Raw genomic sequence first — 17,825 nt, 5'->3', positions numbered from 1 at the left:
CATCGACGGGGGGCGGTACCGATCCATGCGGAGCGGGGTGAGGAGGCGTGCTCAGCGGGCGGATTGGCGTGAGGGGAATCGCGAAGGGGAGAAGACGCGAAAACCTCCGGATCGGAGGCATTGTCCAGCGCAATGCCGCCGATCCCGGGCACAGTGCGCGCATGGTGGGGGGCATCGCCGGCTCGTGTCGTGGAGGATCAGCGAAAAGCGATGAGGGACAGGCATGTCGTTTTCATCAGTCGCCAGCGCATTGTTGGGGCGACCAACGGCAGTTCCACGTATCTGCTGGACCTGGCCCGGGCAGTGCGCAAGGCGGGCATGGTGCCGCACCTGCTTCAGCCGTCGCCCGGTGTGGCGGGGCGCTGGCCGGTGCTGTCGATGCGGCCGGAGATGGCGGTGTTCGAAAGTCATCGCATCCGCGGGCTGGCGCGCGTGGGACGCCATTTCGCGGTATTGCAGCCAGGTGTCTATCTGGCCATCGCGCTGGCTCTGTTGCGGCGGCTGGCGCGCGTGTTGGGTGTCGATGACGGTTGGGCCACCGATAGGCCTATGCCCTATGCCATCGCCCAGCCATGGACCATGGCCGACCATCGCTGGCTTCGCGGCGCGGCCCGGAAGGTGGGCAATGGCGCGGGGCCGCACCTTGCCATTGCCGACTACATGTTCTGCGCGGAAGGCTTCGGCGATGTGCCCGGCGTGCCTACCGCAATCGTTATGCACGACCTGTTTCACGCCCGAACCGGCGGAACGACGGATTCCGTGCCGATTGTCGATAAGGCGGTTGAAATCGCGCTGTTGGCGCGTGCCGATGCGGTGCTGGCGATACAGGCGGCCGAGGCGGAATTCCTGCGACGCAACCTGCCCGGTATCGAAACCATCCTGACCCCAATGGCCGCGCGGCCGGTACCGGTGGGAGCGCCCGGCGAAAGCGGGCACTTGTTGTTCGTGGGTAGCAACACCGCGCCGAACGTGGTCGGGCTGGAATGGTTCTGCGCGCATGTCTGGCCGCAAGTCAGGGCTGCACGGCCGGGCGCGGTGTTGAATGTCGCCGGCACGGTGGCACGCGGGGTCACGGGCCTTGTGCCGGAAGGCGTGCGCCTGTTGGGGCTGGTGGGCGATCTTGGCCCGCTCTATGCGCGCGCTGCGGTCGTGATTTCGCCGCTGACCTTCGGTTCCGGGCTGAAGATCAAGTTGGTGGAGGCGATGGCCCAGGGCAAGGCGATAGTCGCCACGCCGGTGACTCTGGAGGGGGTGGAGGCGATCTGCTCAGGCGCGGTGCGCGTGGCCGATACGCCGGAACAGTTCGCCGCGGCAGTGATCGCGCTGGATGGCGATCCGGCGGCGCGGCAGGCGTTGGCCGATGCGGCGCGGCAAGTTGTCGTAGATCATTTCGGCGCGGAAAGGTGCCATGCCGGTTTCGCGGCATGGCTGGCGCGATGCAGCGGCGAGAGTGCCGGGGCGCGAAGCCCCGATCACCCGCCGGTTGCCGCGCTTCAGAACGCCGCAGTTGCCGAGAACAACACGGTCGATCCGGCGATCGACGATCCGTTCTTGGTCGAAGAGAAGTTGGGGTAGAGGTACGCGCTTTCCGACTTCGAGATGTCGGTATCGACATAGGCGACGCCCAGCGTCACCGGGCCCAGCGCCAGATCGGCGCCGATCAGCCAGTCCAGGTATTCGCCCGTGGGCGCCACGCTGGTGCCGTTGGGGCCAAGGCCCGAGTTGCCGTTGGAATAGCCGAAGTGGCCCTTCACCGTCAGCGGCGTGTCCGGAATCCCGGCGCTGGCGTCTGCCCACATGTAGAAGTTGTCCGACTTGGCGCCCGGGCGGCCGATGCCGTCCGCATAGTCCGCGCCGCTGGCGTAGACTTTGCCCAGCGCTTCCTGCTTGGGCGCATAGGCCACACCCACCAGCACGCTGGCCGGGCCCAGATCGCCCGAAAGCTTCACGTAAGGCTCTGCGAAGTCCGTCTTGCTGGCGCCGCCCGGATACATGTACCAGGTGAGGCCCACGTCCACCTTCAGGCCGCTCATCACCTCGGTCGAGTAACCGGCGATCAGGTCCAGTTCCATGTTGGAACCGCCGAAGGTGCCCCAGCCCGAAAGGTTCGAACCCCAGGTGCCGACGTAGATGCCGCTTTCATGGGTGACGGTGGCGCCGGCCTGCACGGCCATTTCCTTGTCCGTCTGCGAGACGCCGCGGAAGCGGTAATCGGTGACGAGCGCGGCGCTGCCCGAGACGGTGATCGCCTTGGGTGCTTCTTCCTGCGCGAAAGCGGGGGTGGCGCAAGCGGCGCCCAACAGGCCCAGCAGGCCGGTGGCAAGACGGTAATTCATAATCGGAACGCCCTCATGTTTCGATTTGGTCGCGTTCCTTCCTGCGTCCGGCAGCCGGGCCGCGCATGCGTGGCGGGCCCGTTTCGTGCCGGAAATTGCTGCTTACCGACGGGGGGTGTCCGGCGGCTTGCCCTTTCGTGACAAAGTGTTGCTGATGGCGGGGCCGTGAGACGGGTGCGGAGGGCGCAAAAAAAACCGGACGGCCCGAATGGGAAAGGCCGCCCGGTAAGGAGTAGTGGAGAGTGAGGGTCTCCACCGGTCTGTCTGGTCGGGCCGTCAGGCCATCAGCGCATCACGCCGCGATCGGCAGCGGCCGCAGGATGGCCTCGGGCCCGGTCACGGTATCGGCCTGTCCACTCTGGCGACGGCGGCCGAGCCATTCGCGGATGGTTTCCGCCGTCGTGTGGTCCATCACCTTCACCTGATGCAGGTCGAGGTGGACCGGCTTGTGGTGCGGCATCTTCTCCAGCACGTTGTTCAGGCGGGTAAGGCCCAGGAACGTCGCGCCGCCGCCCAGTTCAAGGCGGGTCTGCTCGTCGCCGTCATGCTCCTGCACTTTCAGGCGCAGGTTCTTGGCATGGGGCAGCAGTTCCACCAGCGTCAGGGCAAGGCCCGCGAGAACGCCGGTCAGCAGGTCGGTCGTCACCACCAGCACGAAAGTCACGGCCCAGATCACGGCGGGGAACGCGCCGTAGGAATGGAACAGGTGACGCACGTGGGTGAGGTTCACGAGCTTCCAGCCGGTGACGACCAGCACGCCGCCCAGCGCCGCCATCGGCACTTCGCGCAGCAGCCAGGGCAGCAGCGCGACGAAGGCCAGGATCCAGACGCCGTGAAGAATCGTCGAAAGACGGGTCTTCGCGCCGGCCTGTACGTTGGCGGAGCTACGGACGATCACGCCGGTCATCGGCAGGGCGCCGAAAATGCCGCAGAGCAGGTTGCCGATGCCCTGTGCGCGCAGTTCCTTGTCGTACTTGGTGCGCTCACCATCGTGCATCCGGTCCACCGCGGCGGCCGAAAGCAGCGTTTCGGCGCTGGCAATGAAGGCGATGGCAAGTGCGGCCACGATCAGCGCGGGCTGGGCGAGCGGGGCGAACCACGCGGTGCTGGTGGGCAGGGCGAAGGCGGCGCCGATCGATTCGGGCACGGCGATGCGCGCGACGTTGAGGCCAAGGCCCCAGGCAACGAGCGTTGCCGCCATCACGCCCAGCAGCGCACCGGGGACGAGGCCCAGGTTCTTCGGACGCAGCTTTTCCCAGCCGATCATCACGGCGATGGTCAGCAGGCCCAGCATCAGCGCCAGTTCGGTGGAGGCGATGTTGGTGGGATCGAGGCCGAGGACGCGCGCGGGCATCATTGCGATGTTTTCCAGCCCGCTCGACATCGGCTTCTGGTCGAAGAGGATGTGGAACTGGCCGATCACGATCAGCGCGCCGATACCGGCAAGCATGCCGTGGACCACCGCCGGGCTGATCGCGCGGAACAGGCCGCCCAGGCGCAGGACGCCGGCGACGATCTGCAGCACGCCGGCCAGCAGCAGCACGGGGCCGAGCGCTTCGAGGCCATGCTCGCGCACGAATTCGAAGACAATGACGGCAAGGCCAGCGGCAGGGCCGCTGACCTGAAGCGGCGAGCCGGCCAGAAGGCCGACGACAAGGCCGCCGATGATGCCGGTGACGAGGCCCTTTTCAGGCGGCACGCCAGAGGCGATGGCGATGCCCATGCAGAGCGGCATCGCGACCAGGAACACCACGATGGACGCGGTGAAGTCCCGGCCGAAGTGGGCGAAAAGCCCACTCCGTTCCGTGGTGGCGGCGGAGTTCACTCTGCCGCCTCTGCGAATTCGGTGGCGGTGCGGGTCTTGGCAGCCAGCGCGACCGGCAGCGGGCTGCCTTCGCGCAGCGGCACGAACTGGCCGGTGTCACCGTCGAGGCCAAGGACCTGACCGGCATGGATGTCTACGAACCAGCCGTGCAGCGTCATTTCGCCGCGGGCGATGGCGGCCGCGACCGAGGGGTGCGTGCGCAAGTGCGCGATCTGGGCGATGATGTTCTCAAGGCTGATGGCGCGCACGCGCTCTTCGCCGTCGAGGTGGCCGTGGCAGGTGCTGACGATGTGCTCGGCAGCGGCGCCGTGCTTCAGCCAGGCGGCGACGTTCGGCATGGCTTCCAGGCCGGTCGGATCGCTCAGCGCCTTCATCGCGCCGCAGCCCGAGTGGCCGCTGACGATGATGTCACGCACGCCCAGCGCCGCAACGGCGTATTCCACCGTCGAGGTGACGCCGCCATTCTGCGTGGCGTAGGGGGGGACCATGTTGCCGGCGTTGCGGCAGACGAACAGGTCGCCGGGCTGCGCCTGCATGATCTGCTCGGGCACGATTCGCGAATCGGCGCAGGAGATCATCAGCGCCTTCGGCTCCTGACCGTGCGTGGTCAGCTTGCCGAACAGCTCGCTGCTCGCGGGGAAAATGGTCTTCTCGAAGTGGAAGACGCGACCGATCAGTTCGTTCACTCTCGTTACCTTTCCAGACAGGGCGCCCCGCGCGCATCGAAGGGGGTGGAGACGCGCGCGAAGCTTGTAGGAAAGGTATGGATGGTCGTTTTCGGCCATCGTGCGCGTTTGTCAGGAAATGTTGCTGCGGTGCAGCAGGAATGTGTCTGCCGCAAGTTGAGGGCGATGCGGCGCATGGTGGCGACGGCTCATGGCCGGCGCGGCGCGCGTGTCTGATCGGCGTAACGTACAATTGCACATGGCGAATTTCTGGCCATGCTGGGCGTACCGATCATTTCTCGAAGAGATGGCGGTAGGTGCGATCCGGGTGATTTCCGATCGGGATCAGCGCTGCATTCGCGGCGTCATGCCCGCACCTGCAAGCAAATGAGACAGGCGCCTTGGCAGATAGGTCAGTACCGAAGCGGCCGCCAATGCCAAGATCAGACCAACGATGGGAGGCAGGGCCGCTTTGTGCGCCAATGTCATGATCGGATAGTGGGTGGCATAGAGCGGAAACGAAATCGCCCCGAGCGCTGCCCCCCATTTTGTCTGATGCTGAAGGCCGCCGGCGATCAACACCGGACAGACGAGCAAGACAAAGGCGAGGTCGAGCCAACCTGCCTGGACGATCAACCCGAGCGGACGTGTCATCATGACGGGAAGCAGGACGAGGGTAACCACGAATGGAACAGTGAAAGGGGGGTGATCTGCCCATTTACGGAACAGCAGGATGCCAACGCAATAAGACATCAGGGCGCGGGGCAGGCCAAGCGCGAATCCTTCCGAGAACGGCCCAGGCTTGAGGCCGCCAAGGGTCAGGCAAATGTAGAGGTTCACGGCAACCAGCGCCACGATCAGGGCGATGAGCAGCCGGTTGTTGATCCGGGAGAGCGCGATCGAATGGATGGCATTGGCAGCCAGTTCGAAGAAGATCGACCAGGCCGGATTGTTGAGGGGATATGCCTCATCCGCAACGAAGACGGGGATGAGGAAAAAGCCCGCGATCGCCAGGGCGGGCAGCATCGGATCCCCCCAGTGGGCGATTGTTCCCAAGACAGCGCCCAAGGCCATCAGTGGCCAAAGTCGCGCGATCCTGTTTCGGAGAAACGAAAAACGCTCGATTCCTTTGTTCTCATAACTGCGAGCCATCACGTAGCCGGAGAGGACAAAGAAGAAGTCGACGGCAAGCGACCCGCCGCGCAATGGCTGATGCATGTCCAGATTGACACAGGCCATGTGGAAGATCGCGACGCAAATTGCAGCAATGCCGCGAAGAGCGTCCAGGCCGGAAATTCGTCTCATGCAGCAACGTTACGGAAACACGGTTAAAGTTTCCTGTTTCTCAGAAGAGCAGCCCTTCGCCCGCTATTCGAAGCTTAGTGTCCCCGTCTGGCGACGTTAAACCGCCTCCAGCGGCAGCCTGATCGTCGCTCTCAGCCCACCCTCGGCGCGGTTGCGCAAATCCAGCGTGCCGCCTTCCAGCCGCACCGCCTTGCGGACGATCGGCAAGCCTAACCCCATGCCGGCGGTGTCGCGGGCGCGGGCGGTATCGAGGCGGACGAAGGGTTGCAATGCGTCGGGAATGCGGTCTTCGGGAATGCCGGGGCCGTCGTCCTCCACGGTGATCTCGGCCGCGCCGCCATCGCGCCGTAGCGAGACGCGCACGTTGCCGCCGTAGTGCAGCGCATTCTCGATCAGGTTGGATAGCGCGCGGCGGATCGAGACCGGGCGGGCCATGATCTCAAGGCTGGGCAGGCCCGAATAGGTCGCGTCCGCGCCGCGATCGGCGGCAGTGTCGACCAGCGTTTCGGCCATTACCGCAAGGTCTATCCGCTCGGCCGGGATATTGGCGCCGCCGGTGTCGACATAGGCCTGAATCGAATCGAGCAGCAGGCGCATCTCTTCGATATCGTGGTCCAGCCCCTCGCGCACTTCGGGATCGACGTCGCCGTCGTCCAGCCGCAGCCGCATGCGGGCGAGCGGAGTCTTCAGGTCATGCCCGATCGCCAGCATCGTATGCGTGCGGTCCTGCAGGGACTGGTGGATGCGCTCCTGCATCTCGTTCATCGCCCGGATCAGCTCGCGCATTTCCTCGGGCCCGTGCTCGGGTACCAGCTTGGGCGGCCCGGCGCCGAGATGGCGGGTGGCGCGCACCAGTGAGCGCAGCGGATTGAGCGCGGCGCGCAGCAGCAGCCAGGCGAGCGAGATCAGCAGCAGCGTCGGCACCAGAAGACTGGCCATGCGGCCGGCGGTCAGCGTCCAGGCGGCGCGGGCATGGGTGCGGAAGGAGACGAGGCTGTCGTCGTTGAGCCGCAGCGATCCGCCGATATTGCCGCGCCCCGGAATGGTTTCGAGATGCAGTTCAAGGTCTGCGTGGGCCAGCTCGGGCTGGATGGCGACGACTTGCGCGCGCAAGTTCGCCAGCCCCAGCGATCCGCGATGGCGCTGCGAGGGCGCCGACCATTCCAGCACGAAACGCTTGGTGGAGAGCGCTTGCGTCACATGGGCGCGCTCGCTGCCCGGCGCACGCTCTATGGCGCGGCGGGCGAGGACGAGGTTTTCGGCAATGCGTTCCGCGTCGTCACGGTGCAGTTCGAACGAGCTGGCCCGCTCGAACAGCACGGTATTGGCGATGAAATCGACCGCGACGACCAGCAGCAGGACCGCGATCAGGCGCTCGACCAGCCCGAATCGCCCGAAACGGCGTGATCCGGGCTTATTCATCAGGCGCGCGTGACCTCGGCCTTGAACATGTAGCCGACGCCGCGCACGGTGACGATCGGCGGTTCGGCGCCGTCGGCCTGCAGCTTGCGGCGCAGGCGGCTGACCAGCACGTCCACGCTGCGGTCGGAGCTGTCGCCCAGACGCGCGCGGGAGAGTTCGATCAGGCGTTCACGGCCCAGCACGCGCTGCGGATAGGCCAGGAAGGTGGCCAGCAGGTCGAATTCGGCGCCGGTCAGGTCTACCATCGCGCCGGTGGGCGAACGCAGTTCGCGGCGCGCCATGGAGAGCGTCCAGCCATCGAAGTAAATTGCTTCGGGCATGCGGCCGTCGGCCACGCCATCGGCGGTCGGGGCATCCATGCCGGCATTGTTGCCGCCGCGTCGCAGCACGGCACTGACGCGCGCCGCCAGTTCGCGGGTGCTGAACGGCTTGGCGAGGTAATCGTCCGCGCCCAGCTCAAGGCCCAGCACGCGGTCTTCTTCGCTGCCGCGGGCGCTGACGAAGATCACGGGAACATCGCTTTCGCGGCGCAGGCGGCGGAACAGGTCAAAGCCGCTGGTGCCGGGCAGCATGACGTCCAGCACTACAAGGCTGACGGGGCCTTCGCGCAGCGTGACCCACATTTCGGCGCCGGTGGCGGCGGTGAGGACGTTGAAGCCGGTCTGCCGCAGCGCGCGAGCGGTCAGGGTCCGCAGCGGGCCGTCGTCCTCGACTAGCAGGATCGTGGGGGTGGACATGGGTGCTTCGTCGAGGTGGCGGTAAATCGGGGCGACACTCTGGGTCATGATCTCGTCGTCTGATGACTGTAGGGGGAGGGGCGACGATTGGCAAATCGAACGGCGTGGGAAACGGTCAGCGAACCGTTTCCCCGCCATTTGCCAGTAAGGCGGGCCGGGGTTGCAGCGTCTCCACCACGGAGGAGAGACCGGCAAACTCGGCCGGGTGGATGGAGGCGTGGAAGGTGCGGCCGATGCTGTCGCGGAAGGCCAGCGGCACCGGAGCGGTGCTTTCGGCCATGCGCGCAACGGCCTCGGTCGGCACGTCGAAGGCATAGTGCACGCGGGTGGTGCAGGCCGTGACCAGCGCGTCCTGCGCGGGGCAGCGTTCCGGCTGACGCTCGACATGGGCGAGCGTGGCTTCGGCCGGCGCGCCGTCCACATCGAAGGCAAGCCCGGTCAGCGAACGGGCAAGGCCCGCGTGCGTCATTTCCTGCCAGAGCTGCCAGCGCACCGCGCCGCTTTCGCGGTCCACATGGGCGCGCAGATGGGCAGGGCCGACTTCCACCGAGCGTGATGCCGCCCAGCCGTGGCCAGGCTTGCCGGGCTGATGGGTGCTGGCGAGCACGTGGGGCAGGGCGGGATCGTCGATGACGGCGGCCTGCGCGGCAAAGTCCTGCGCATCCGGCGTCACGACGTCACGTGCGGTGGCCTGTCCCGCGAGGAAAAGCGCGGGCACGCCCAGAATACCGGTTATGCCCGCGCGGAGCGAAATCACCGGGCGCGCTCGTTGGCAGCCAGTGCCTGGGTACCGGCGGCCTCGGTCTGGGCCAGCGCTTCAGCGGCCTTGGCATTGGCCTGCGCAGTGCGGTGGCGGCAATCGCGGCCCTTGCTGGGTTCCGGATGGCAGGCGGCGGGCGCCGAAGAGGTGGTCTTCGCCTTGGGGGCGGGAACGGCAAGGTTGCCCTTCAGATGGGCAACGGTCTCATTGGCAATAGCGGCGCCCGGCAGGGCGAGCGAGAGAGCGGCAATGGCGGCGAAAACGGGGAACTTGGTCACTTTTCAGGTCTCCAAAGACTTGCGATGGGCCTGAATGTGGGGGAGGCGCGTGTCTTACTTCGTACGGGTTTGTAACGAAGCATTGCTGATACGAAACTATCAGAAACAGTTCAGCAACACACTTGCGCGGACGGGATTTTTCGCTTCCCCCGGGAGGGGTTGTCTTGCGCTGTCTGTATGAAGGGAAAAGGCTGAAACCGAATGCCGCATGGCGGAGACGGAGGGATTCGAACCCTCGGTACCCCCTTAAGGGTACGACGGTTTAGCAAACCGCTGGTTTCAGCCACTCACCCACGTCTCCGTGATGCGGCTAGGAGGCGCCCTATAACGAGGGGATTTCGGTCGGGCAAGGGGGGCTTTTGCCGTATTTGCGCATTTCCCGAAATGCTTGGCCAAATGCCTGTGGACTGTTTGCGGCGGCGGATTGTTTCCGCGCGCCAGTGCGCCGATTCGGTCTGCCGTGATTTGGACTCGCCCTGCCGCCCGTTCATTGCAGGGTCAGGCGGGGTGGATTCTCTTGTGAGCTGCCGCAATGCGCCGCCCCCCGGTGCTTGCGTGCCGGGTTCGCATATTCAGGGGAGCGAGGGAAATGCCAGTCAAAACGCCAGCAGAAGGACGCCGCATGCGCGTCGCCGTGGGGATCGCCATGATGGTGGCGGGGCTCGCCGCGCCGCTCGGATCGGCCATGGCGCAAGTGACCACGGTCGATCCCGACGCGGCGATCGATTCCGATATCGGCACGCCGCCGACCACCTATTCGCAGACGCAGCAGGTGCCGGAACAGACGCCGGTGGAACCGCAGGGCAACGGCATGCCGGTGGATCAAGGGCGCACCGCGCCGGCCGCGCCTGTCACCGCGCCGGGGCCTGCCAGCAGTTCGGATACCTATCATCAGGACGATCTGATCGGTGCTGCCGAAGGCGTGTTCGGCAAGGGCGCCAAGGGTCTGGCCGGGCTGATCCAGGATCTGCTCAAGAAGCAGGGTGAGCCCAACGGCTACATCGTCGGCCGAGAGGCGGGCGGCGCTTTCGCCGTGGGCCTGCGTTATGGTTCGGGCACGCTCTATCACAAGGTAGAGGGCGAGCAGCCGGTCTACTGGACCGGCCCGTCGCTGGGCTTCGACGCGGGCGCGAATGCGGGCAATGCCTTCGTGCTGGTGTACAACCTTTACGACAGCGAAGACCTTTACCATCGCTTCGGCGCGGGCGAGGGGCAGGCCTATCTCGTGGGCGGGTTCACCGTCAGCTATCTGCGCCGCGGCAACGTGGTGCTGATCCCGGTTCGTGCCGGCGCCGGCCTGCGGCTGGGTGCGAACATCGGCTACATGAAGTTCTCGCACAAGCAGAACTGGCTGCCGTTCTGAGAACGTAGGCGTTCCGTTTCAGGGACGTGATCGTAAGACATACGGCCTGTATCAATCCATCGTCGCCCCCGCGCAGGCGGGGGCCCCGCTTCTGCAACCTCTCGTGTGCCGCAAGAAAAGCGGGATCCCCGCCTTCGCGGGGATGACGGATGAGGAGGCTAGGAGCTGTGGAGCGGTTCAACTTGTGTCCTGCCTTCTCGCTTTGAAGGGGCGGGCAAAGCCCTCTCTTGCACCAAGAAAATTGCTTCAAGCCATAGGTTTTGTGGCCGTTGCAACACTCCGCGCGCCGCTTGCGGTAATTCCCTGTCAATCCCGGTTGCGCGGCGGGGCAGGCCGGAGTAAGGCCCGCCCGCCATGCTTACGAACCTTCAGCAACAGCCCGCCGACGCGCTTCTTGCGCTGATCAAGCTCCACAACGACGATCCGCGCGCGGACAAGATCGACCTTGGTGTCGGCGTCTACCGCACCGGTGAGGGCGACACGCCGGTGTTCCGCTCGATCAAGGCCGCAGAGGCCAAACTCGTTGCCGAGCAGGATTCGAAAGCCTACCTCGGGCCCGAGGGCGACATGGGCTTCGTCGAAGCGCTGATGCCTTACGTTTTCGGCAAGGCCGACCCCTCGATGGGTGGCCGCATCGAAGGCATGCAGACCCCCGGCGGCACCGGCTCGCTGCGCCTCGCGCTCGCCATGGTCAAGCGCGCTGGTTACAAGCGCATCATCGTCGGCGTCCCCAGCTGGCCCAACCACGCCCAGATCTGTGCCGACCTCGGCCTTGAAGTCGTTGAATTCAACCACGCGCTCGCTTCCGGCACCACCGACATGGACGCGCTGCGCGGCGCCATTGCCAATGCCCAGGACGGCGACGCCATCCTGCTGCACGGCTGCTGCCACAACCCCACCGGCATCGATTACAGCAACGCCGAGTGGGACGAGATCGCCGGCCTGATCGCCGCTTCGAAGATCCTGCCCATCCTCGACCTCGCCTACCAGGGCCTGGGCAAGGGCATGGAAGAAGATGCCTATGGCCTGCGCCGCGTGCTCGCTGCCGTGCCGGAAGCGCTGATCTGCTATTCGTGCGACAAGAACTTCGGCCTCTACCGTGACCGCGTCGGCGCGCTCTACGCGATGGTTGCCGATCCGGCGGACCTCGCCAAGGTCATGTCGAACGGTCACAACCTTGCCCGCGCCAACTGGTCGCAGCCGCCAGATCACGGCGGCGCCGCTGTCCGCCTCGTCCTCGAAGACGCGAAGCTGACCGCCGACTGGCTCGCCGAGCTGGACGAAATGCGCGATCGTATGCGCGAAGTGCGTGCCAAGCTGGCTGCTGCCGGTACCGCCGGTTCGGCCGACCTGACGCCGATGGGCGGCCAGAACGGCCTGTTCTCGATCGTGCCGCTGAACAAGGACCAGGTCCTTGCCATGCGCACCAAGCACGGCGTCTACATGGCCGGCTCGGGCCGCATCAACGTGGCGGGCCTGACGATGGGCAACATCGACAAGTTCATCGCCGCCGTTGCGGACGTGACTGCGTGATTATGGCCAAGTGCCAATGAACAGGCAGCCGGTCCTCGAAGGGGACCGGCTGGTCCTCCGCCCGCTTCGTGCGGACGATTGGGACGCGCTTTTTGCGGTCGCTTCTGACCGCGCGATCTGGGCGGTTCACCCCGCCCACGATCGCTGGCAGGAGCCGGTGTTCCGCCAATTCTTCGCCGACGCGCTGGATGGCGGCGGCGCTTTAGCCATTATCGATAAGCAGAGTGGGGCCGTGATCGGCTCCAGCCGCTATGGCCCGCCCGAAGGCGACGAGATCGAGATCGGCTGGACTTTCCTGGCCCGCGCTTACTGGGGCGGCGGCTTCAATGCCGAGATGAAGCGCTTGATGCTCGGCCACGCCCTCGCGCATTTCGATCGCGTGGTCTTCATGGTTGGCGCGGATAATGTGATTTCCCGCAAAGCCATGGGGCATATCGGCGGGCGTTTGACCGATCGCACCTTCCAGCGGGAGATGTGCGGCGTGATCGTGCCGCATGTGCTGTTCGAGATTACGCGCGAGAGTTTCGCGACGGGGCCTCTGGTGACGGAATAGGGATTCGCGCGAAGGCGCAAAGGGGGCGCGTAATCGGCCCGGAAGTGCTCATCTCCCTAACTTTGTCCGTTATTCAACAGACTTCGTCATCCCCGCGAAGGCGGGAATCCCGCTTTTCTTGGCGGGCGTGGCGGAAGGAAACGGGGCCCCGCCTTCGCGGGGGCGACGAGTTTGATGGTTTAAGGGTGGCGATTTGGGCGCCCCGGGGCGGCCTGACGCGACCCCTTTGCGCCTCCGCGCCTTTGCGCGACCCAATCAACCCCGCAGCGACTGCATCCGCTGCAGATACCGCGCCAGCACGTCGATCTCCAGATTCACCCCGGACCCGGCCTTGAGCGCGCCGATGGTGGTCACTTCGGCGGTATGGGGGATGATGTTGAGCATGAAGTGGCAGGTGCCATCGCTCTGGTCGGCCACGTCGTTCACGGTCAGCGAGACGCCGTCCACCGTGATCGATCCTTTGGGCGCGAGGTAGGGGGCCAGTTCTGCCGGTGCCGCGATCACGAAGCGCAGCGAATCGCCCTCCGGAGTAATGCTGACCACGGTACCGACGCCATCGACATGGCCGGTGACGATGTGCCCGCCCAGTTCGTCGCCCAGCTTCAATGCCTGCTCCAGATTGAGCGGCGTGCCCTCGGCCCAGCGGCCGTTGACGGTGCGGGAGACCGATTCGGCCGAAATGTCGACTGCGAACCACGCATCTCCCGCCGTGCCGCCCTTGTCGACGACGGTCAGGCACACGCCCGAACAGGCGATCGAGGCGCCCATGGCGATCCCGGCGGGATCCCAGGGGCAGGTGATGACGGCGCGCAGGTCGCCCGACTGGCGCGCTTCGCGGATTTCGCCGACGGCGGTGACTATTCCGGTAAACATAGGGTGCTCTCGTAGACTTCGAGTGTGTCGCTGCCAAGCTGGCGCCGCTCGGTCAGGGACCAGCGGTTGTGGGCATCGGCAAGGCGGGCAAGGCCGTAGTCGCCCAGCGCCGGGCGGCCGCCGACGAGGATCGGCGCGCGGTAGAGCAGCAGGCGATCGACCAGTCCGGCGGCAAGGAAGGCGGTGGCCGTGACCGCGCCGCCTTCGATGAAGAGGTGCTGCACGCCTTCCATCGCGGAAATCGCCTCGGGCGAGGGCAGGGCGTGCCAGCCTTCGGGCGCCGCGCCGTGGGTCAGGACCCAGCGTTCGGGGCTGCGCTCGGCAAGGCCGGGCAGGCGCACGTCGAGGCGCGGGTTATCCGCGCGCAAGGTGCCGCCGCCGACAAGGATGGCATCCGCCCTGGCACGCATGGCGTGGGTGTGGGCGCGGGCCTCAGCGCCGGTGATCCATTGGCTCTCGCCATTCGCCATGGCCATGCAGCCATCGAGCGACAGGGCCAGCTTCAGCGTCACTTCGGGGCGGCCGAGGCGCTTCGAAATGAGATAGCCGGACAGGCTGCGCTCGCAGGCGGGCGAGGGCAGGTATTCCGCGTCGATACCGGCCGCGCGGATGCGGGCAAGGCCCTCGCCGGAGGTACGCGGATCGGGGTCCATGCAGCCGATCACCACCCGCGCGACGCCGGAGGCGCAGACGAGATCGGCGCAGGCGGGGCCGCGCACGGACTGGTGGGCGCAGGGTTCCAGCGTGACGTAGAGCGTGGCGCCGCGTGCTGCCTCCCCGGCGGCGGCGAGTGCCACGGCTTCGGCATGGGGGCGGCCGCCGGGCTGGGTCCAGCCGCGGGCGATGACTTTGCCCTGCTTCACCAGAATCGCACCGACGCCGGGATTGGGGCGGCTCATCGGGCGAGCCCGCGCGGCCAGCGCCGCTGCCGCCGCGAGCCAGCGGGCGTCGTTCACTGTTGCTGTTGCGTCTGGGATTGTACCGAAGTGCCGGGTGATGCCGGTTGATCGTCGTACTTCGGCATCGTCACGCCTTCGGGCAACTTCGGCGCGCCGATGCGCTTGGCCTCTGCGGCCTTGCGGGCGGCTTCGTCAGCTTCCGCCTCGCGGGCGATCTTGTCCACGTCCATCCCCGAATAGCGCCCGATCACCTTGTACATCTCGCGCACGTCCTTGTCGCGGCGGGCGAGTTCGGCGGCCCAGGCTTCCTTGCGCTTCTGGTTGGCAAGGTTGGAGTCCATGATCTCCGCATCGCTGCGGTGTTCGGGCAGAACGGTGATCCACGTTACTTTGGGCGGCAGGTGCGGGCCCTTGGCCTCCTGATGAACCATCAGAAAGAACACGCCGAAGGTACAGGCGGCGGAAACCGCAGCGATGCGCCAGCGGTTGTGCCCGGCCTGCTTCCACACCTCGCGGAAATCCGCGATCATGCCGACGGGATTGACGTCTTTCCAGTATCCGGTGCGCTTAATTAGACCCATGCCGCGCTATGTAGGCGCTAACGGGACAGAACGCTACCCGAACGGCACATAGAGGCTGCGACCGTTCTCTTTCAGCCAGCGATTGGCCGAAGGCACGCTACCTTCGAAGATTTTTCCGAGAAATGCGTGAAACGCCGGCGAGTGATCGAAGTGAACGAGGTGCGCCACCTCATGCGCCACCACCGAGCGGCGCACCGAATCGGGGGCCATGATCAGCCGCCAGTTGATGCGGATAGACCCGTCCGGCGCGCAGGAGCCCCAGCGGCGTTTCGCGCTCGAGAGGCCGAGCCCCGGCACCGCCTGCCCGGCCACCGCGCAGTAGTGCTCCAGATCGTCCGCCATCAGCGTGCGTGCCTCGCTCTCCAGCCAGCGCTTCAGCCGCGCCGGCAGCGAGGATTCCGGCCCGCCCAGCAGCAGTTCGCCATCGTCCGGCACCGGACGGCGGGGATAGGAGGCATCGTGGCGCACCACCAAGGTCTCCCCCCGGAAGGCGAGGGTGGTGCCGTCCGCCAGCGGTTTCGCCTCGGGCAGCGCCTCGATCTGGATTGCCAGCCAGGATTGCTTGGACCGGGCGAAGGCAACCGCATCCTCGGTCCTTGTCCAGCGCGGGACAGAGATGCGGATCTCGCTGCCATCGGGCGCCAGCCGCATGGTCATGCGCCGCGCGTTGGACAGGCGGCGGATCAGGATGGGCACTTGCCGGCCGGCGATCTCTATCGCCGGGTCTTCATCGGGAGCGCGGCGCAGCCAATCGAGCACGCCTATTTGCTCTCCCGCTCGCTGGCCCAGGGCGCGGGACCCTCGGCCTCGATCTCCCAGTCCTCCATCTCGTCCTCGCCATAGGGCCAGACGATATGGTTTTCGAGCGGGCCCGCCACCGTCTCGCTGATCGCCTTGCCGGCCACCGACATGTCTGCCTCATGCACGGCATTGCGGTCGCCGCAGACGAGATAGTGCCATTCGGGCAGCGGATCGCCGTCCGCGCGCAGGCGATAGGCGCAGCTGGGCGGCAGCCACGAAAGGTTGCCCGCCGTCGCCGGCGTCAGCTTCAGGCAATCGGGCACGAACTTGCGCCGATTGGGATAGTCGCTGCACTGCGCCGTCTTCAGGTTGAGCAGCTTGCAGGCGACATTGGTGTGGTAGATCTCGCCGGTGTCGGCATCTTCCACCTTGTGCAGGCAGCACTGTCCGCAGCCGTCACAGAGGGCTTCCCACTCGGTGCGGTTCAGGGTGTGGAGCGGCCGCTCCCAGAAGGGCCTTTCCTTCGTCACGATGTCGGCAATTCTAGCGTCAGCTTACCCATTTGGCGAGTTCGGCGGCGACGGCTTCGGGCCCCTTGTCCACCGGAAGCATCGCGATCGGCTCTCCATCCGGGTCCATCAGGAAGGCAATGCGACTGTGGTCCATCAGATAGCCGCCGGGCGTGGTCTCACCCTTCTTGTAATAAACCGCGAAGGCATCGGCCGCCTGCTTCACTTGCGCGGCGCTGCCGGTCAGGCCCAGCAGGCGCGGGCCGAAGGCGGCAGTCCACTGGCCGACGATCTCCGGCGTATCGCGCGCGGGATCGATGGTGATGAAGATCGGCTGCACCTTTTCGGCCGCCTTGGTGTGCTCCTTCTCGAACAGGGAGAAGCCGCGCATCATCGCCTGAACGTCCATCGGGCAGGCGTCGGGGCAGAAGGTGTAGCCGAAGTAGACGATGCGCCACTGGCCCTTGAACGAATCCCAGGTGTGGGCCTTCCCGGCCTTGTCCACCAGCGTGAACGGCCCGCCGATTTCCGCCCCTTCCAGTGGCGGTGCTTCCCCGCCGGACTTCCCGCAGGAGGCAAGCGGCATGGAAACGGCCAGCGCAATTGCGGCGAGTGCAAACGGGCGGCGGAACTTGGCAAGGTAGGTCATGGCGCCGCGCTTCATGCTCTGCTAGAGCCGCGCGTGCAAGGGTGCGATTTACACGGCGCATCGGGGCAGGCGTCGGAGACGGACGGGCCGCCCGGATGGCGCCGAAGGCCCAGTAATGACGATCAGCGTCTGGAAGGAAATTCAAACGTGTCGAAGACGATCTCCGGGAACGCCAGCAGGTTTTCGCGCCGGATCCTCGCGTCGGGTCTGGCTGCACTGGCGGCCGGCATGACGATCGCGTCGCCCGCCTATGCCGACTATTCCGAAGGCTACAAGTTCCTCGAATCGGTGAAGAAGAAGGAAGGCGACAAGGTCGAGAAGCAGCTGATGGACAACAGCCAGATCGTCAACGCGAAGGACGTGACGACTGGTGAAACCGCGCTGATGATCGTTACCCAGCGCCGCGATGCCACCTGGCTGAACTTCCTGATCGGCAAGGGTGCCAACGTCAATCTGGCCGACGATCACGGCCGCACACCGCTGCAGATGGCGGTCAGCCTGGGCTGGCGCGACGGCCTGCTGATCCTGCTGGATGCCAAGGCCAATACCGACGTTTCCAACGATGCCGGCGAAACGCCGCTGATCTTCGCGGTGCACCGCAAGGATATCGACATGGTGAAGGCGCTGCTTCAGGCCGGCGCCAATGCCGACCGGGCGGACAATTCCGGCCGCAGCGCGCGCGACTATGCCAATACCGAAGGTGGCAAGGGCAGCCAGCTGGCACAGACCGTGGAGACTTACGGCGTGAAGGGCGGCAAGCCCAAGGCCGTCTACGGTCCGGTGCTGTAAGGCAGGA

The 17,825-nt window shown here is 66.0% G+C and carries 19 protein-coding genes and 1 tRNA gene; 5 read left to right on the top strand and 15 right to left on the bottom strand.

Annotation, left to right across the window (positions count from 1 at the left end; translation table 11 throughout):
- Positions 1 to 210: 210 nt before the first annotated feature.
- The gene (locus ACZ1JC_RS25080) at positions 211 to 1,575 is read left to right on the top strand and encodes a glycosyltransferase family 4 protein (RefSeq protein ID WP_465137584.1); all 1,365 of its coding nucleotides are present in this window, start codon (positions 211 to 213) and stop codon (positions 1,573 to 1,575) included.
- On the opposite strand, the gene ACZ1JC_RS25075 is transcribed toward ACZ1JC_RS25080, so the two are convergent.
- From ACZ1JC_RS25075 to ACZ1JC_RS25035, 9 genes are all read right to left on the bottom strand, one after another.
- Positions 1,494 to 2,336 (bottom strand): TorF family putative porin, encoded by an 843-nt coding sequence (locus tag ACZ1JC_RS25075; protein ID WP_465137585.1) that lies wholly within the window; start codon positions 2,334 to 2,336, stop codon positions 1,494 to 1,496. The two genes, ACZ1JC_RS25080 and ACZ1JC_RS25075, sit on opposite strands and share 82 nt — an antisense overlap.
- Positions 2,337 to 2,628: 292 nt before the next feature.
- The gene (locus ACZ1JC_RS25070) at positions 2,629 to 4,161 is read right to left on the bottom strand and encodes a SulP family inorganic anion transporter (protein ID WP_465137586.1); all 1,533 of its coding nucleotides are present in this window, start codon (positions 4,159 to 4,161) and stop codon (positions 2,629 to 2,631) included.
- Positions 4,158 to 4,847: a carbonic anhydrase gene (locus ACZ1JC_RS25065; RefSeq protein ID WP_465137587.1), complete on the bottom strand. Its 690-nt coding sequence runs from the start codon at positions 4,845 to 4,847 to the stop codon at positions 4,158 to 4,160. Before ACZ1JC_RS25065 ends, ACZ1JC_RS25070 begins: the two co-directional genes overlap by 4 nt.
- Before the next feature lie 324 nt (positions 4,848 to 5,171).
- A complete protein-coding gene (locus ACZ1JC_RS25060; protein ID WP_465137588.1) occupies positions 5,172 to 6,131 on the bottom strand; it encodes an acyltransferase family protein in 960 nt (319 codons plus the stop codon).
- A gap of 96 nt (positions 6,132 to 6,227) precedes the next feature.
- Positions 6,228 to 7,553 carry an ATP-binding protein gene (locus tag ACZ1JC_RS25055; RefSeq protein WP_465137589.1) on the bottom strand — a complete coding sequence of 442 codons (1,326 nt, stop codon included), beginning with the start codon at positions 7,551 to 7,553 and terminating at the stop codon, positions 6,228 to 6,230.
- Positions 7,553 to 8,290 carry a response regulator transcription factor gene (locus ACZ1JC_RS25050; RefSeq protein WP_465138493.1) on the bottom strand — a complete coding sequence of 246 codons (738 nt, stop codon included), beginning with the start codon at positions 8,288 to 8,290 and terminating at the stop codon, positions 7,553 to 7,555. Before ACZ1JC_RS25050 ends, ACZ1JC_RS25055 begins: the two co-directional genes overlap by 1 nt.
- Before the next feature lie 115 nt (positions 8,291 to 8,405).
- Positions 8,406 to 9,047 carry a hypothetical protein gene (locus ACZ1JC_RS25045; protein WP_465137590.1) on the bottom strand — a complete coding sequence of 214 codons (642 nt, stop codon included), beginning with the start codon at positions 9,045 to 9,047 and terminating at the stop codon, positions 8,406 to 8,408.
- Positions 9,044 to 9,328: a hypothetical protein gene (locus tag ACZ1JC_RS25040; RefSeq protein ID WP_465137591.1), complete on the bottom strand. Its 285-nt coding sequence runs from the start codon at positions 9,326 to 9,328 to the stop codon at positions 9,044 to 9,046. The genes ACZ1JC_RS25045 and ACZ1JC_RS25040 overlap by 4 nt, the downstream gene beginning before the upstream one ends.
- A gap of 209 nt (positions 9,329 to 9,537) precedes the next feature.
- Positions 9,538 to 9,629 (bottom strand) — tRNA-Ser (locus ACZ1JC_RS25035).
- A 321-nt stretch (positions 9,630 to 9,950) separates the two neighbouring features.
- Between ACZ1JC_RS25035 and ACZ1JC_RS25030 the strand changes: the two genes are divergently transcribed.
- The 3 genes from ACZ1JC_RS25030 to ACZ1JC_RS25020 all read left to right on the top strand — a co-directional run bounded on the left by ACZ1JC_RS25030 (position 9,951) and on the right by ACZ1JC_RS25020 (position 12,777).
- Positions 9,951 to 10,691 (top strand): DUF1134 domain-containing protein, encoded by a 741-nt coding sequence (locus tag ACZ1JC_RS25030; protein ID WP_465137592.1) that lies wholly within the window; start codon positions 9,951 to 9,953, stop codon positions 10,689 to 10,691.
- 354 nt (positions 10,692 to 11,045) lie between these two features.
- Positions 11,046 to 12,224: an amino acid aminotransferase gene (locus tag ACZ1JC_RS25025; RefSeq protein WP_465137593.1), complete on the top strand. Its 1,179-nt coding sequence runs from the start codon at positions 11,046 to 11,048 to the stop codon at positions 12,222 to 12,224.
- Positions 12,225 to 12,240: 16 nt separating this feature from the next.
- Entirely contained in the window at positions 12,241 to 12,777 is a 537-nt protein-coding gene (locus ACZ1JC_RS25020; RefSeq protein ID WP_465137594.1) for a GNAT family N-acetyltransferase, read from the top strand.
- A 255-nt stretch (positions 12,778 to 13,032) separates the two neighbouring features.
- Here ACZ1JC_RS25020 and ACZ1JC_RS25015 read toward each other — a convergent pair whose 3' ends face one another.
- From ACZ1JC_RS25015 to ACZ1JC_RS24990, 6 genes are read right to left on the bottom strand one after another with little or no spacing between them, the layout of a single operon-like run.
- Positions 13,033 to 13,650, bottom strand: coding sequence for a riboflavin synthase (locus ACZ1JC_RS25015; protein ID WP_465137595.1), 618 nt, complete (start codon positions 13,648 to 13,650; stop codon positions 13,033 to 13,035).
- Positions 13,635 to 14,549 (bottom strand): bifunctional diaminohydroxyphosphoribosylaminopyrimidine deaminase/5-amino-6-(5-phosphoribosylamino)uracil reductase RibD, encoded by a 915-nt coding sequence (gene ribD, locus ACZ1JC_RS25010; protein ID WP_465138494.1) that lies wholly within the window; start codon positions 14,547 to 14,549, stop codon positions 13,635 to 13,637. The genes ACZ1JC_RS25015 and ribD overlap by 16 nt, the downstream gene beginning before the upstream one ends.
- A gap of 53 nt (positions 14,550 to 14,602) precedes the next feature.
- Positions 14,603 to 15,130: a hypothetical protein gene (locus tag ACZ1JC_RS25005; protein WP_465137596.1), complete on the bottom strand. Its 528-nt coding sequence runs from the start codon at positions 15,128 to 15,130 to the stop codon at positions 14,603 to 14,605.
- Between the two features lie 33 nt (positions 15,131 to 15,163).
- Positions 15,164 to 15,889: a M48 family metallopeptidase gene (locus ACZ1JC_RS25000; protein WP_465137597.1), complete on the bottom strand. Its 726-nt coding sequence runs from the start codon at positions 15,887 to 15,889 to the stop codon at positions 15,164 to 15,166.
- Between the two features lie 2 nt (positions 15,890 to 15,891).
- Positions 15,892 to 16,401 (bottom strand): YcgN family cysteine cluster protein, encoded by a 510-nt coding sequence (locus ACZ1JC_RS24995; RefSeq protein ID WP_465137598.1) that lies wholly within the window; start codon positions 16,399 to 16,401, stop codon positions 15,892 to 15,894.
- A gap of 19 nt (positions 16,402 to 16,420) precedes the next feature.
- The gene (locus ACZ1JC_RS24990; RefSeq protein ID WP_465137599.1) at positions 16,421 to 17,044 is read right to left on the bottom strand and encodes an SCO family protein; all 624 of its coding nucleotides are present in this window, start codon (positions 17,042 to 17,044) and stop codon (positions 16,421 to 16,423) included.
- Positions 17,045 to 17,257: 213 nt separating this feature from the next.
- On the opposite strand from ACZ1JC_RS24990, the gene ACZ1JC_RS24985 reads away from it, so the two are divergent.
- Positions 17,258 to 17,818: an ankyrin repeat domain-containing protein gene (locus ACZ1JC_RS24985; RefSeq protein WP_465138495.1), complete on the top strand. Its 561-nt coding sequence runs from the start codon at positions 17,258 to 17,260 to the stop codon at positions 17,816 to 17,818.
- The last annotated feature ends 7 nt before the right edge of the window (positions 17,819 to 17,825 follow it).

This window comes from Sphingomonas sp. BL-S-28, assembly GCF_055521515.1.
Note: the sequence above shows the minus strand (reverse complement) of the source record. Positions and strands in the feature narration are given on the sequence as shown.